Source organism: Rhodococcus sp. NPDC077669, from assembly GCF_040686915.1.
Classification (GTDB): Bacteria; Actinomycetota; Actinomycetes; order Mycobacteriales; family Mycobacteriaceae; genus Rhodococcoides; species Rhodococcoides fascians.
The window spans coordinates 321,631-336,891 of the sequence record NZ_JBFBMD010000004.1 but is presented as its reverse complement, the minus strand read 5'-3'; the positions used below and the strand labels follow the sequence as shown (position 1 = coordinate 336,891).

Sequence of the window (15,261 nt, the reverse complement as noted above, 5' to 3'; positions counted from 1 at the left end):
GACGACGCTAACCTGTATCAGTGCAGACCCATGAGATCCGCAGGCGTTTCCTCGACCATTTCGTGAAGGCGGGACACACCGAAGTACCCAGTGCGTCGTTGATCCTCGACGATCCCAACCTGCTGTTCGTCAACGCGGGCATGGTTCCCTTCGTGCCGTTCTTCCTCGGGCAGCAGACGCCGCCGTACAAGACGGCGACGAGCGTCCAGAAGTGCGTGCGCACCCTCGACATCGAGAACGTCGGTATCACCACTCGGCACAACACGTTCTTCCAGATGGCCGGAAACTTCTCGTTCGGCGATTACTTCAAGCGCGACGCGATCAAGCATGCCTGGACCCTGCTGACCGACAGCGTCGAAGACGGCGGCTACGGGTTCGATCCCGAGCGGATCTGGGCCACGGCCTACCTCGACGACGACGAGGCGATCGAGCTGTGGAAGGAGATCGCCGGTCTGCCCGACGAACGCATCCAACGTCGTGGAATGGCCGACAACTACTGGTCCATGGGAATCCCCGGACCCTGTGGACCCTGCTCGGAGATCTACTACGACCGAGGCCCCGAGTTCGGTGCCGAAGGCGGCCCCGAAGCCGACGAGGACCGGTACATCGAAATCTGGAACCTCGTCTTCATGCAGAACGAACGCGGCCAAGGCATCAGCAAGGACGATTTCGAGATCCTCGGCCCACTGCCGAAGAAGAACATCGACACCGGCATGGGCGTCGAGCGCGTGGCATTCCTGCTCCAAGGCGTCGACAACGTGTACGAGACCGATCTCGTGCGGCCGGTCATCGCCAAGGCAGAGGAGCTGTCGGGTCGGACCTACGGCAGTAACCACGACGACGACGTCCGCTTCCGCGTCATCGCCGACCACGCGCGCACCGCTGCATTGCTGATCTCCGATGGAGTCAATCCCGGCAACGACGGCCGCGGCTACGTGCTTCGGCGCCTGCTGCGTCGCATCGTCCGATCCGCGCGTCTCCTCGGCGCACCCGACGAGACGATGGCGCAGTTCATCACCGTCGTCCGCGACACCATGGCCGAGTCGTACCCCAACCTGGTCACGGACTTCGATCGCATCCTCACCGTCGCAGTGGGGGAGGAGACCGCCTTCCTCAAGACCCTGACGTCGGGGTCGCGGCTGTTCGAGGGTGCCGCGGAGGCCGTCAAGGCGTCGGGCGCGAAAAAGATCGGCGGCGCCGAAGCCTTCGCGCTGCACGACACCTACGGGTTCCCGATCGACCTGACGCTCGAAATGGCCGCCGAGGCCGGACTGTCCGTGGACGAGGACGGATTCCGCTCGTTGATGGCCGAGCAACGCACTCGCGCCAAGGAGGACGCCCGCGCGCGCAAGCATGCACACGCCGACCTCACCGTCTACAAGGATTTCGTCGACGGTTCGCCGACCGAGTTCACCGGGTTCGACGAACTCGGTTCCGAGGCAACGGTTCTCGCGTTGATCTCCAACGGCGTTCGGGTTCCGACCGCGGTCGCCGGCGAGAGCGTGGAGATCATCCTCGACCGCAGCCCGCTGTACGCGGAATCCGGTGGTCAGATCGCCGACATCGGCACCATCACCGCACCCGGCCTGACCGTCAAGGTCAACGATGTGCAGAAGATCGCCAAGAAGGTGTGGACCCACAAGTCCGTGGTCGATGCCGGCCAGATCACCGAGGGCGACACCGTGCATGTCGACGTCGACCACGCCTGGCGCAAGGGCGCCACCCAAGGACACTCGGGCACGCACATGGTGCACGCCGCACTGCGCCAGGTGCTCGGACCCAATGCGACGCAGGCAGGCTCGCTGAACAAGCCGGGGTACCTGCGCTTCGACTTCTCCTGGCAGGGCGCGTTGTCCGAGGCGCAGCGCGACGACATCGAGAATGTCGCCAACGATGCGGTCGGCTCGGACTACGAGGTCAACACCCTCGTCACCGACCTCGACAGCGCCAAGAAGATGGGGGCCATGGCGCTGTTCGGCGAGAACTACGGCGACGAGGTCCGCGTGGTCGAGATCGGCGGGCCGTTCTCGATGGAACTCTGCGGTGGCACTCACGTCCAACACTCGTCGCAGATCGGTCCGGTCACCATCCTCGGCGAATCCTCGGTCGGCTCGGGAGTACGCCGCGTCGAAGCCTTCGTCGGCCTCGACTCGTACCGCTACCTGGCGAAGGAACGCGCGCTGTTGGCCGGCGTCGCGTCGTCGTTGAAGGTCCCGTCCGAGGAGGTGCCGGCGCGCATCGAGAACCTGGTGGAGCGTCTTCGGGTCGCCGAGAAGGAACTGGAGTCGGTCAAGGCCGCGGCCGTACTGGCCTCGGCGGGAGAGTACGTCGGTAAGACCGAACGGTTCGGTGACGTGCGAGCAGTCGTCGCGCAGGCACCCGACGGCGTCGGCGGGAACGACCTGCGCACGCTGGCCACCGACATCCGCGGCCGACTCGGGACGGATCCGGCCGTGGTCGTGCTGTTCGGCACGGTCGGTGGCAAGGTCCCGTTCGTGGTCTCGGTGAACAAGGCCGCCCAGGAGACCGGAATCGCGGCCGGCGAGCTGGTCGCGTCGTTCGGCCCGAGCATCGGTGGCCGAGGTGGTGGCAAGCCCGAACTCGCCCAGGGATCGGGCTCGGATGTCGCGGGCATCGCCGCAGGGATCGACGCCGCTCGGGCGCGATTGACCGAACTCACCACCCACTGACGATCGTGCCGACTCAGGGGCGAGGCCCCGATCGACCCGGCGTCGACGATCCGGGCCGCGGCCGACGCATCGGCATCGACGTCGGGAGCGTTCGCATCGGCATCGCGTCGTCCGACCCCGACGGTGTCCTCGCGACGCCCGTCGAAACGGTGCCGCGGTCCAAGGTCAAGGGGCCCGATGCGCCGGACGTCGTCCGGGTGGCGGAGATCATTGCCGAGTACGAGGCCGTCGAGGTCGTCATCGGACTGCCTCGGACGTTGCGCGGTGAACGTGGAAGTGCAGTCGACGCGGCGGAGAGATTCGGCCGTTCTCTGCACAGGAGGTTGGGCGACGTGCCGATTCGCATGGCGGACGAGAGACTGACTACGGTGAGCGCGTCGCGTGCCTTACGGGAGAGTGGTGTGCGCGCGAAGGATCAGCGATCGGTCATCGACCAGGCCGCCGCGGTAGCGATACTGCAGGGTTGGCTCGACGAACGACGGGCCGCGGCGCACCGAGCAACGACGAATTCAGGATCGACGGAGGTCGACGAGTGAGCAACCATGGGTCCGATGATCGGGGTCGACGGCGGGTGGCCCCGGACGAGGCCCACACCGATCCGATCGGGTATCGCGTGGACGAGGGCAGTGAGTTCCACCGGAGTATGAATCGGTCCCGGCCGCCGCAACGCAGTGAACCGCATACGCAGGGCACCCGTCGTGCGGATCGCGAGGCCGGCGGCGGCCCGGTAGTCGACCCGGATGCCGGAGCGATGCCGCAGGCCGTGGGTCGGAGCCGCGCCGCCGGTCGCAGGGAACGCGCTGCGTCCAGCCGGAAGCGTCGTGGCCGAGTCGTCGCCCTGGTTCTCGGGCTGCTGTTGGTCGTCGCCGTGGCAGGAGGGGGGTACTTCGCAGTGAACAAGTTCGGGAATCGAACGACACCGAACGAGGACTTCGCGGCCGGTTCGTCCGGTGACGGAGTCGTGATTCAGGTCCATCCCAACGACACCGCCCAGCAAATTGGTACCGAGGCTGCGAACAAGGGCGTGGTGGCGAGTTCCGGAGCGTTCCTCGAAGCTGCGCTGCAGAACAATGCGATCACGTCGGTCCAGCCGGGCTTCTACCTGCTCACCAGCGGTGTTCCGGCTTCCCGCGCGGTCGAGGAGCTGGTGGATCCTGCCTCGCGGGTGGGAAACATGGTCATCTCGGAGGGGCGTCAACTCCACGACGCGAGAGACGTCAACACCGGTTCGGTCAAGAAGGGGATCTATACCTTGATTTCCGAGGCCAGCTGCGTGGATCGGACCGGCAGTGGCAGTCCGACGTGCATCAGCTACGACGATCTCAACGCAGCAGGAGCAGTCGACGATCCGGCGGCCCTGGGAGTGCCGCAGTGGGCAACCGACCGCGTCGAGGGCGTGCCGGACCGAGACCGCCAGCTCGAAGGTCTGATCGCCGCCGGAACGTGGGACTTCGATCCCAGCGCCGCTCCTGCGGACATCCTGAAACAACTGGTGTCCGAGAGCGCCACCCGGTACGAGGACACCGGAATCCTCACCGCGGGCAGCAACTCCGGACTGACCCCGTACGACACACTCGTCGCGGCCTCGTTGGTGGAGCGTGAATCCCTGCCACAGGACTTCAGCAAAGTGGCGCGGGTGATCCTCAACCGTCTCGCGGTGCCGCAGAAGCTCGAATTCGACTCGACGGTGAACTACTCGCTCGACACCACCGAGGTGGCCACCACCGACGCCGATCGCGCCACGGTGACGCCCTGGAACACCTATGCCAGCGAAGGGCTGCCCGCCACTCCGATCTCGTCCCCGAGCATCGGTGCGGTACAGGCCGTCGAGATGCCGGCCGACGGAGACTGGCTGTACTTCGTGACCATCAACCAGGCTGGGGAGACGCTGTTCACCCGCAGTTACGACGAGCACCTGGCCAACATCGGCAAGGTGGAAGCCGGATTCCTCGACAGCGGCCGCTGACATGCGTGCCGCCGTACTCGGCAGCCCGATCGAGCACTCGAAGTCACCGGTGCTCCATCGGGCGGCCTACCGCGCCCTCGGCCTCGACGAGTGGACCTACGACCGTATCGAGTGCACTGCCGAGCAACTTCCCGGACTGGTCGACGGTTTCGGGCCGGATTGGGTCGGCGTGTCGGTGACGATGCCCGGCAAAGTCGCTGCTCTGACGTACGCGTCGGAACGTACCGAACGCGCCGTCCTGGCCGGGTCGGCCAACACTCTGCTGCGGACGGCGTCGGGATGGCGGGCGGACTGCACGGACGTGGACGGTGTCGTCGGCGCACTGCGAGATGCTGGAATCGACGATCTGACCGGTGCCGCCGTGACGGTGGTGGGTGCAGGAGGTACGTCGAGACCCGCGATCGTGGCCCTGGCAACACTGGGTGCCGCGTCGGTCACGGTGGTTGCTCGATCGGCCGATCGTGCGACGGCCACTCTCGGGTGCGCGGTGGCCGCCGGGCTCCGCGCCGACTTCGCACAGTTCACCGATCCCGGGCTCGCCGACGTCGCAGCGGCGTCGGCCGTGCTGGTCAGCACCGTCCCCGCAGCCGGGGTTGCCCCCTTCGCGGCCGCTCTCGGCCGGGCACCCGTCGTACTCGATGCGATCTACGACCCCTGGCCGACCGCACTCGCCGCTGCGGTCGACGACGCCGGCGGAACCGTCATCAGCGGACTGTCGATGCTGCTCAACCAGGCCTACGGGCAGGTAGAGCAATTCACCGGTATGCCGGCACCACGATCGGCCATGCGAGAGGCGCTCGGCGTCGTTCGGTAGCCGCGTTCTGTGGTCGACCGACTGGCAACCTCCATCGGCACCCGTCGATCATCGGCTGTGCACAGGGCGACGGTTGTTCACAGGGTGGCGGTTGTCCACAGGTCTTTTCGTGACCTGGATTGTGCGCGCGACTCGGTTCGTCTCGGTGCGACGCTTCGAGCCATGTGGAGTCTGGGTGTTGCTGTCACGGTCGGTGCTGTGGTCGGTGTGGTGCTGCGCGTCGTGTTGCGTCGATGGCAGCCGCGTCTTCTACCGGCGCTGTGTGTCCTCGGATCCGGGTGGGCGTGGTGGAGATTCGGGGACAGCCCGCATGCCGCGTCGTGGGGGCTGATCACCTGGTGCGTACTGACGTGGTGGTTCGCTGCGCTGATCGCCGTCGATCTGGGGTGTCGCCGGCTGCCGAACGTGTTGACCGTTCCCGGTGCGGTCGTGGTTCCGGCAGTGCTGGTGGCGACGGGTTCAGCTCAGGCTCTGCTGGGCGGCGGGCTGCTGTTCGGCATCTACCTCGTGGTTCATCTCGGTGCGCCGAGGGCGTTCGGCGCGGGTGACGTCAAGCTCGCCTGGTCGGTGGGTTCGATCGCTTGCCTGGGCGGTACAGCCGGGTGGACCGTCGCGGCGTTGGCGGCGCCGGTGGCCACAGCCGTGGTGGGGTCGGTCGCGGCGGCCTGCGGATACCCCTGTGCGCGCATCGCGCACGGGCCGTCGATGTGCGCGGCCACCCTGCTGGCAGTTGCGGCGGCCACGGCGTGAAAAGATGTTCGAGTGCTGCGCTGGATAACTGCCGGAGAATCCCACGGACCCGCTCTCGTCGCCATCCTCGAAGGAATGGTCGCGGGAGTCGAGGTGACCTCGGACGACATTGCTCGCCAACTCGCTCGCCGTCGCCTCGGTTACGGCCGCGGTGCCCGCATGAAGTTCGAAGCGGACAAGGTGACCCTCACGGGCGGCGTTCGTCACGGCCGGACCATGGGCGGGCCGGTGGCGATCGAGGTCGGCAACACCGAATGGCCGAAGTGGGAACAGGTGATGTCGGCCGACCCCGTCGACGAGGCCGTCCTCGCCGATCTGGCCCGCAACTCTCCACTGACTCGACCACGACCCGGGCATGCCGACTTCTCCGGGATGCTCAAGTACGGCTTCGACGACGCACGTCCGGTGCTCGAGCGTGCCAGTGCGCGTGAGACCGCGGCGCGGGTGGCGATCGGAACGGTCGCGCGGCTGTTCCTGAAGCAGGCGTTCGGCATCGACGTCGTCTCGCACGTGATCTCCATCGGTGCCTCGGATCCCTACGTCGGCCCGCCGCCCGCGGGCGCGGACATCGATGCCATCGACGAGTCTCCGGTGCGGGCCTTCGACAAGGCCGCCGAGGAGTCCATGATCGCCGAGATCGAAGCCGCCAAGAAAGACGGCGACACCCTCGGCGGCATCGTCGAGGTCGTCGTGCACGGACTGCCGGTCGGCCTCGGCTCGTTCGTCTCGGGTGAACGCAAGCTCGACGCCAGACTGGCGGCTGCGCTGATGGGCATCCAGGCGATCAAGGGTGTCGAGGTGGGCGACGGTTTCGAGACCGCGCGCCGACGCGGCAGTGTCGCACACGACGAGATCAAGCCAGGGCCCGACGGAATTCTCCGCTCGACGAACCGCGCGGGCGGGATCGAAGGCGGAATGACCAACGGTGAGGCTCTGCGGGTGCGCGCCGCGATGAAGCCCATCTCCACGGTTCCCCGCGCGCTGTCGACGGTGGACATGTCGACCGGCGACGAAGCGGTTGCCATCCACCAGCGCTCGGACGTGTGCGCTGTTCCGGCCGCCGGAGTCGTGGCGGAGACGATGGTTGCCCTTGTACTCGCGCAGGCAGCGTTGGAGAAGTTCGGTGGGGATTCGCTGGCGGAGACGACGAGCAACGTCGACCACTACGTGAAGGGCACCGCCGCCCGACCTCCGCGATGAGCCCGTACGCGGTCCTCGTCGGACCGCCGGGTGCAGGAAAATCGACCATCGGACGGCGACTGGCCCAGGCGTTGAATCTGGATCTGTTCGATACCGACGTGGCCATCGAACGAAAAGCCGGGCGAACCATCGCCGATATCTTCTCGCACGACGGTGAGCCTGCATTTCGCGAGATCGAAGAGCGGATCGTCGCCGATGCCCTGGCCTCGCACGACGGCATTCTTTCCCTCGGCGGCGGAGCCGTATTGTCGGCTGCAACCCGAAAGCTGCTCGCCGCGCACACTGTGGTCTATCTGGAAATCAGTGTGTCGGAGGGGCTTCGGCGAACTGGAGCCAACACGTCTCGGCCACTGCTCGCGGGCCCGGACCCGCGCGCCAAGTACCAGGAATTGATGCGTCACCGCCGCCCCCTCTATCGCTCGGTTGCCACCGTGCGAGTGCGGACGGACAGTCGTAGTCCGGCCCGAGTCGTGAATCAGTTGGTGGCCAAGCTCACTGCTCTCGCACCGGTGCCCGTTCGCGAAGTGAACGACGAAACCCCCAGTAGATGAAGGTGATTCGATGACAGAGCCCGTACGCGTCCAGGTCGAGAGTGCCAACCCGTACCCGGTGATCATCGGCCGAGGCCTGTTGACGGACCTCGTCGACGAGCTCGCCGGAACCGCGACGGTCGCGATCTTCCATCAGCCACCCCTGGCCGAGACGGCCGAAGCAGTGCGAGCTGCATTGGCGGACAAGGGGATCGATGCACACCGCATCGAAGTTCCGGACGCCGAGGACGGCAAGGACCTCGCGGTCGCCGGATTCTGCTGGGAGGTGCTGGGACGCATCGGCCTGACCAGAAGTGACGCCATCGTCTCGCTCGGCGGCGGCGCGGCCACCGATCTCGCCGGTTTCGTGGCGGCGACGTGGATGCGCGGCGTTCGAATCGTCCACGTTCCGACGACTCTGCTGGCCATGGTCGACGCCGCCGTCGGTGGAAAGACCGGAATCAACACCGATGCCGGCAAGAACCTGGTCGGCTCGTTCCACGAACCGGCCGCGGTGCTGGTCGACCTCGCGACACTCGAGACCGTGCCGAAGAACGAGATCGTGTCGGGCCTGGCCGAGGTGATCAAGACCGGCTTCATCGCCGACCCGGTGATTCTGGACATCATCGAATCAGACCCCGCTGCGGCGCTCGATCCGACCGGCGACGTACTGCCGGAGCTCATCAGACGGTCCGTGGAAGTCAAGGCCAGGGTCGTGGCCGCCGATCTGCGGGAATCGAATCTACGGGAGATCCTGAACTACGGGCACACCCTCGCCCACGCCATCGAGCGACGCGAGCAGTATCGCTGGCGGCACGGAGCTGCGGTGTCGGTCGGGCTCGTGTTTGCCGCCGAGCTCGGTCGTCTGGCGGGCCGGCTCGACGACGCGACCGCGGACCGCCATCGGGCGATTCTCGAATCGGTCGGCCTGCCGGTGACCTACGACGAGCACGCGTTCGCGGATCTGCTCAAGGGAATGCAGACGGACAAGAAGAACCGCGCAGGCTTGCTTCGATTCGTCGTCCTGGACGGATTGGCCAAGCCCGGTCGACTCGAGGGCCCGGATCCGGCTCTGCTCGTCGCGGCTTTCTCGGCTGTGGGGCGCGAGGCTCCGGCGGCCGGTGGTTCCGCCATCATGTTGTAGATCCGGGTGTTGTAGGCCTGGGACACACTCCGAACACACAACGGGCGGTGGTCGATGCAAACACTGCATCGACCACCGCCCGTTGGACGTGTGTCGCGTGGATCAGGAGGCGTCGGCGCTCCCGCGACGGTTGCCGCGCTTGTCCATCCGGGGCTTGCCGTAGGCGTCGACAGCCGAGAACACCTCGGTGTCGGCCTCGCCGTGCTCGGGTGCCCATTGCGGTTCGGCCTGCGACCGCGTGCCCGCCCGGTCCGCCTGCTCGGCCGAGCCCGCGTTCACCAGCTGGCGCTCGTGTGCTCGCTCGGCGTCGGAGGTGGCCAACTTCTTCTTCGCCTCGCGGTTGACGATCTGCCTGCCGACGAACATCGCGATGCTCGCGACGACGAACACCGTCAGGATCGTGAACGCTGCGCCCGAGGTCAGCTCGAAGATCAGTCCGTTCTGACCCAGGCTGAAGTCGACGAAGAAATCGATGATCCAACTGAGCAATCCGGCGAGCAGTCCGCCGACCACAGCAGCCTTCAGCCAGACCATCGTCAGGTCCTCGCCCTTGTCCGGGTCCGGGTTCCTGCGTCGGTCGCGGATCCCGTCGATGCCGGCCCAGACGGCGATGACGAGCACGACGAGGGCATACGCCACCCATCGCAGCGCCGAACCGCTCAGAGGCCACATCGACACCGCTGCCCCCAGCAGCAGTCGAGCGACGACGTTGATCAAAGCCATACCTATGCCACGCACTGCCCACCCAGTCATGCGGCACAGCATATCCGCACGTGGCCGATTGTGTGTCGGGGCCCACAGGTTCGCAGTGGGGGCGGCGCAGCCGAGGCTCCCGATCCGTTGACGGCCGACCAGTAATGTCGGGAACATGTCTGCTGATTTCGGCGCCCGCCGCGGTGCCTTGCGAGAGCTGTTGACCCAGGACGGCCTCGACTCGATTCTGATCACCGACCTGCTCAATGTGCGCTACCTGACCGGCTTCACCGGCTCGAATGCCGCGCTGCTCGTGTCGACCGGAGGTGACGAGCGAACAGTGATCTGCACCGACGGCCGCTACGTCACCCAGGTCGCCGAGCAGGTTCCCGATCTGCGCGCAGAGATCGACCGCCCGTCGGCGCTGCACCTGCTCGGTTCCGGTATTTCCGGTCGCGGCACCCGTGTCGGCTTCGAGAGTCATGTGGTCACGGTCGACGCCCATCGGGCGTGGGCCGAGCTCGACGGCGGCCTCGAACTGGTGCGTGCGCCGGGAGTCGTGGAATCGCTGCGCATGGTCAAGGACGAGTACGAGGTGGGTGTGCTTCGAGACGCGTGCCGCGCCGCCGACGACGCGCTCGCCGAGCTTCTGAGCGGCGGCGGGATTCGCGCGGGCCGGACCGAGCGTGAGGTGGCTCGCGAGCTCGAATCGCTGATGCTCGATCACGGTGCCGACGCCGTCTCGTTCGAGACCATCGTTGCCGCCGGGGCGAACTCCGCGGTGCCGCATCACCGGCCGACCGACGCCGTACTGGCCGAGGGGGACTTCGTGAAGCTGGACTTCGGCGCGCTGGTGGCCGGGTACCACTCGGACATGACGCGCACCTTCGTCATCGGCGAGCCGGCGCAGTGGCAGCGCGAGCTGTACGAACTGGTGCAGCGGTCGCAGGCCGCAGGTCGCGAGGCGCTGGCACCCGGTATCGAGACCGCTTCGGTCGACGCCGCATCGCGGTCGGTCATCGAGGAGGCAGGGTACGGCGAGTACTTCCTGCACGGGCTCGGTCACGGAGTCGGCCTCGAAATTCACGAAGCGCCGGGAATCGCGAAGTCGAGCACCGGTACACTGCTGAGCGGTGCAGCGGTCACCGTCGAACCGGGTGTCTACTTCTCCGGCCGCGGCGGCGTTCGGATCGAGGACACACTCGTCGTTCGCGACGAGGGTCCGGAACTGCTCACCCTGACAAGCAAGGAACTCACGTCCGTCTAGCGCGCGGGCGGGAGCGAATCCCGCACGTGACCGACGGCGCGTCACGCGCACAAACGATTGAGGAGACGCGAAGCAAGTGGCTTCCACCAGCGATTTCAAGAACGGACTGGTTCTCAACCTGGAGAACCAGCTGTGGTCGATCATCGAATTTCAGCACGTCAAGCCCGGTAAGGGGCCTGCGTTCGTGCGAACCAAGCTCAAGAACGTGCTGTCGGGCAAGGTCGTAGACAAGACGTTCAACGCCGGTGTGAAGGTCGAGACCGCAACGGTCGACCGACGCGACATGACGTACCTCTACCACGACGGTAGCGACTACGTGTTCATGGATGCCGACACCTACGATCAGCTCTCCATCGGTGAGGCGACCGTCGGCGACGGCGCGCGATTCCTGCTCGAGAACCTTCGCGTCCAGGTCGCGATGCACGAGGGCGTCCCGCTGTACGTCGAGCTGCCCGTCACCGTCGAGCTCGAGGTCAAGCACACCGACCCCGGCCTGCAGGGAGACCGCTCGACCGGTGGCACCAAGCCGGCCACGCTCGAGACCGGAGCCGAGATCTCGGTGCCGTTGTTCATCAACACCGGCGACAAGCTCAAGGTCGATTCCCGTGACGGCAACTACCTCGGGCGTGTGAACTCCTAACGTGTCATCGAAGAAGTCGACATCCTCCGGTTCGCAGAACGGCGTCCCCGGCGCGAAGAAGCTGGGTGCGCGCCACAAGGCCCGCAAGCGTGCCGTGGATTTCCTGTTCGAGGCAGAAGCGCGCAACGTCGACCCGGTGAATCTGACCAGCGAACGGATCGAACTCGCGCGCGGCGACGACACGATCGCACCGGTCAGTGAGTACACCTCCACGCTGGTCGAGGGGGTGGCAGAGAACCTGGACCGACTGGACGGCGTGATCGCCGATCATCTCAAGGATTGGACGATCGGCCGCCTGCCCGCAGTCGATCGGGCGATCTTGCGGGTCGCGGTGTGGGAGCTCTTCCACGCCACCGACGTCCCACCGGTCGTTGCTGTCGACGAGGCCGTCGAGCTGGCCAAGCAGCTGTCCACCGACGATTCGCCGGGCTTCGTCAACGGTGTACTCGGCCAGATCGTGCTCGTGGCACCGCAGGTTCGCGCCGCTGCGGCAGCTGTGTCGTCGCGTCCCCAGGCCGCAGGCCCGGACGATGCGACGGTCGACTCCGATCAGTGACACACCCGTCCACGGCAGTGTGACCGAACGCTCTGCGAGCCTGGTGGGTCCGGTTCGCAGAGCGTTGCTAGGCTTTACGCAGTTCTAGTGCCAGACATCCTTTAACGATCCGTCCAGAGAGGCGGAGAAGGAGGTCGTAGTTTGCCTGCGCCCGAAAGTTCATCCGCCGATTCTGCCGTCCGCGAGTTGCTGTCCGCAGCCGATGTAGGTCGGACCATCTCTCGTATGGCTCACCAGATCATCGAGAAGACCGCGCTCGACGCTCCCGACTCGCCGCGTGTCGTGCTGCTGGGCATTCCCACTCGCGGTACCACTCTGGCCGAGCGTCTCGCCGAACGTATCGAGGCGTTCTCCGGCGTGCGGCCCCCGCTCGGCTCGCTCGACATCACCCTGTACCGCGACGATCTGCGCAACAAGCCGCACCGTCCACTCGAACGCACCTCGGTGCCGACCGGCGGAGTCGACGATGCCCTGGTCGTTCTGGTCGACGACGTGCTGTTTTCCGGCCGTACCGTCCGCTCGGCGCTCGACGCGCTGCGCGATGTCGGACGCCCTCGCGCCGTCCAACTCGCGGTCCTGATCGATCGCGGCCACCGCGAACTTCCCCTCCGGGCGGATTACGTGGGCAAGAACGTGCCCACGGCCCGCTCCGAGGACGTCTCGGTGCTGCTCTCCGAGCACGACGGGCGGGATGGCGTCAGCTTGTCCGAGGGAGGATCGACGCGATGAAACACCTGCTGTCGGTCGCCGACCTCACCGCAGAATCCGCCACCGAACTACTCGACGAGGCCGAACGTTTCGAGCAGGCACTGCTCGGTCGCGAGGTCAAGAAGCTGCCGACATTGCGCGGCCGGACGATCATGACCGTCTTCTTCGAGAACTCCACCCGAACACGGGTGTCGTTCGAGGTCGCGGGCAAATGGATGAGTGCCGACGTGATCAACGTCAGCGCCAGCAGTTCGTCGGTATCCAAGGGGGAGTCCCTCCGCGACACTGCGATGACCCTGCGTGCGGCCGGTGCCGACGCACTCATCGTCCGCCACCCTGCGTCCGGTGCCGCGCACCAGATCGCCCGGTGGACCGCCGACCAAGGCGCTGGTCTCGATGGTCGTTCCGCTGGTGCCGGTCCTGCGGTCATCAATGCGGGCGACGGTACCCACGAACACCCCACTCAGGCGCTACTCGATGCCCTGACGGTTCGGCAACGCCTGGGCGATATCTCCGGTCGCCGGATCGCGATCGTCGGCGATGTTCTGCACAGCCGGGTAGCGCGATCGAACGCGATTCTCCTGTCCACCCTCGGAGCCGACGTCGTGCTGGTAGCGCCACCGACTCTGCTGCCGGTCGGTGTCGAGGGCTGGCCGGTTCGGGTCTCGCACGACATCGATGCCGAGCTACCCGGGTTGGACGCGGTGTTGATGCTTCGGGTGCAGGCCGAGCGGATGAACGGCGGGTTCTTTCCGTCGGCGCGGGAGTACTCGATCACGTACGGGCTTTCGCAGCGCCGACTCGACTTGCTGCCCGAGCACGCCGTGGTGCTGCATCCGGGGCCGATGCTGCGCGGTATGGAGATCGCGTCCTCGGTGGCTGACTCACCCAAAACTGCAGTCTTGCAACAGGTTACGAATGGAGTTCACGTGCGGATGGCAGTCCTGTTCCGATTGCTGGTCGGTTCGGACGGGGGAGCATCATGACCGCTCCGGCACCGTCGGTACTGCTGCGTGGAGTCCTGCTGTACGGCGAGGGCCCCGAAACGAACGTCCTGATCACTGGCGAGGAGATCGTCGAGATCGGGCCTGACGTCGACGCCGACGGTGCCGACGTGGTCGAGGCGCGCGGCCAGGTTCTGCTGCCCGGATTCGTCGACATGCACACCCATCTGCGGGAGCCCGGTCGGGAAGACACCGAGACCATCGAATCCGGCTCCGCCGCAGCCGCTCTGGGCGGGTACACCGCCGTGTTCGCCATGGCCAACACCTCGCCGGTCGCGGATTCGGTCGTCGTGACCGACCATGTGTGGCGCCGCGGACAGGAAGTCGGGCTCGTCGACGTGCACCCCGTCGGGGCCGTCACCGTGGGGCTCGAAGGCAAGCAGCTGGCCGAGATGGCCACGATGGCTGCCGGGGTCGGTCGGGTCAAGATGTTCTCCGACGACGGCCACTGCGTCGACGATCCCTTGATCATGCGTCGCGCACTGGAGTACTCGAGTTCGCTCGGAGTGTTGATCGCCCAGCATGCGGAAGAACCGCGATTGACCGTCGGTTCGGTCGCTCACGAGGGTCCCAACGCCGCCCGGCTCGGTCTCACCGGATGGCCCCGTGCCGCCGAGGAATCGATCGTCGCGCGCGATGCCCTGCTCGCTCGGGACGCGAATGCGCGGGTGCACATCTGCCATGCCTCCACTGCCGGCACCGTCGAGTTGCTGAAATGGGCTCGGGGGCAGGGAATTTCGATCACCGCCGAGGTAACGCCCCATCACCTGCTCCTCGACGACTCGCGTCTGGAGACGTACGACGCCGTCAACAAGGTGAACCCGCCGTTGCGCGAGAAGTCCGACGTGGACGCGTTGCGCAGGGGTCTTGCCGACGGCGTGATCGATTGCGTGGCAACCGATCACGCACCGCATGCCGAGCAGGACAAGTGCTGTGAGTTCTCCATCGCGCGGCCCGGGATGCTCGGACTGGAGACCGCGCTGTCGATCGTCGTCGACACGATGGTGAACCCGGGTCTGCTGGACTGGCGCGGTGTGGCGAGGGTCATGAGCGAACGTCCGGCCGAGATCGTCGGCCTGGCCGATCAGGGCCGTCCGATCGAGGTGGGCGAAATCGCCAACCTGACGCTGGTCGATCCGAAGGCCGACTGGACGGTGTCGGGCAAGAAGCTCGCCAGCGTCGCACACAACACACCGTTCGAGGACATGAGCTTCTCGTCCAAGGTGACCACGACCGTCTTCCGTGGACGTATCACCGTCCGCGACGGAGTCGTGGCGAACAGGGCAGGGGAGTAGAGCC

At 66.5% G+C, this 15,261-nt stretch carries 15 protein-coding genes; 14 read left to right on the top strand and 1 reads right to left on the bottom strand.

The window, feature by feature from the left end:
- Positions 1-20: 20 nt before the first annotated feature.
- The 8 genes from alaS (at position 21) to aroB (ending at position 9,094) form a co-directional block, all read left to right on the top strand.
- The gene (gene alaS / locus AB0P23_RS07725) at positions 21-2,690 is read left to right on the top strand and encodes an alanine--tRNA ligase (protein WP_219519395.1); all 2,670 of its coding nucleotides are present in this window, start codon (positions 21-23) and stop codon (positions 2,688-2,690) included.
- Between the two features lie 2 nt (positions 2,691-2,692).
- Positions 2,693-3,226, top strand: a complete 534-nt coding sequence (gene ruvX, locus AB0P23_RS07720; RefSeq protein WP_206497594.1) for a Holliday junction resolvase RuvX — start codon at positions 2,693-2,695, stop codon at positions 3,224-3,226.
- Entirely contained in the window at positions 3,223-4,656 is a 1,434-nt protein-coding gene (locus tag AB0P23_RS07715; RefSeq protein WP_206497518.1) for an endolytic transglycosylase MltG, read from the top strand. The genes ruvX and AB0P23_RS07715 overlap by 4 nt, the downstream gene beginning before the upstream one ends.
- Position 4,657: 1 nt before the next feature.
- Positions 4,658-5,470, top strand: a complete 813-nt coding sequence (locus AB0P23_RS07710) for a shikimate dehydrogenase (protein WP_206497519.1) — start codon at positions 4,658-4,660, stop codon at positions 5,468-5,470.
- A gap of 162 nt (positions 5,471-5,632) precedes the next feature.
- On the top strand, positions 5,633-6,220 hold the full coding sequence (locus AB0P23_RS07705; RefSeq protein ID WP_080736532.1) for a prepilin peptidase: 588 nt from the start codon (positions 5,633-5,635) through the stop codon (positions 6,218-6,220).
- 12 nt (positions 6,221-6,232) lie between these two features.
- Positions 6,233-7,420 (top strand): chorismate synthase, encoded by a 1,188-nt coding sequence (aroC, locus tag AB0P23_RS07700; protein WP_206497520.1) that lies wholly within the window; start codon positions 6,233-6,235, stop codon positions 7,418-7,420.
- Positions 7,417-7,971, top strand: coding sequence for a shikimate kinase (locus tag AB0P23_RS07695; protein ID WP_032372483.1), 555 nt, complete (start codon positions 7,417-7,419; stop codon positions 7,969-7,971). Before aroC ends, AB0P23_RS07695 begins: the two co-directional genes overlap by 4 nt.
- 10 nt (positions 7,972-7,981) lie before the next feature.
- Positions 7,982-9,094, top strand: coding sequence for a 3-dehydroquinate synthase (gene aroB, locus AB0P23_RS07690; RefSeq protein WP_032372482.1), 1,113 nt, complete (start codon positions 7,982-7,984; stop codon positions 9,092-9,094).
- A gap of 102 nt (positions 9,095-9,196) precedes the next feature.
- Here aroB and AB0P23_RS07685 read toward each other — a convergent pair whose 3' ends face one another.
- Positions 9,197-9,847: a B-4DMT family transporter gene (locus AB0P23_RS07685; RefSeq protein ID WP_219519392.1), complete on the bottom strand. Its 651-nt coding sequence runs from the start codon at positions 9,845-9,847 to the stop codon at positions 9,197-9,199.
- Between the two features lie 115 nt (positions 9,848-9,962).
- On the opposite strand from AB0P23_RS07685, the gene AB0P23_RS07680 reads away from it, so the two are divergent.
- From AB0P23_RS07680 to AB0P23_RS07655, 6 genes are all read left to right on the top strand, one after another.
- Entirely contained in the window at positions 9,963-11,054 is a 1,092-nt protein-coding gene (locus tag AB0P23_RS07680) for a Xaa-Pro peptidase family protein (protein ID WP_032372481.1), read from the top strand.
- 76 nt (positions 11,055-11,130) lie between these two features.
- Entirely contained in the window at positions 11,131-11,694 is a 564-nt protein-coding gene (gene efp, locus AB0P23_RS07675; RefSeq protein WP_027496978.1) for an elongation factor P, read from the top strand.
- A gap of 1 nt (position 11,695) precedes the next feature.
- Positions 11,696-12,250, top strand: a complete 555-nt coding sequence (nusB, locus tag AB0P23_RS07670; protein WP_032370491.1) for a transcription antitermination factor NusB — start codon at positions 11,696-11,698, stop codon at positions 12,248-12,250.
- 141 nt (positions 12,251-12,391) lie between these two features.
- Positions 12,392-12,979, top strand: a complete 588-nt coding sequence (pyrR, locus tag AB0P23_RS07665; protein WP_032372479.1) for a bifunctional pyr operon transcriptional regulator/uracil phosphoribosyltransferase PyrR — start codon at positions 12,392-12,394, stop codon at positions 12,977-12,979.
- Positions 12,976-13,944: an aspartate carbamoyltransferase catalytic subunit gene (locus AB0P23_RS07660; protein WP_032372478.1), complete on the top strand. Its 969-nt coding sequence runs from the start codon at positions 12,976-12,978 to the stop codon at positions 13,942-13,944. Before pyrR ends, AB0P23_RS07660 begins: the two co-directional genes overlap by 4 nt.
- Positions 13,941-15,257, top strand: coding sequence for a dihydroorotase (locus tag AB0P23_RS07655; protein ID WP_027496982.1), 1,317 nt, complete (start codon positions 13,941-13,943; stop codon positions 15,255-15,257). Before AB0P23_RS07660 ends, AB0P23_RS07655 begins: the two co-directional genes overlap by 4 nt.
- Positions 15,258-15,261: the final 4 nt, after the last annotated feature.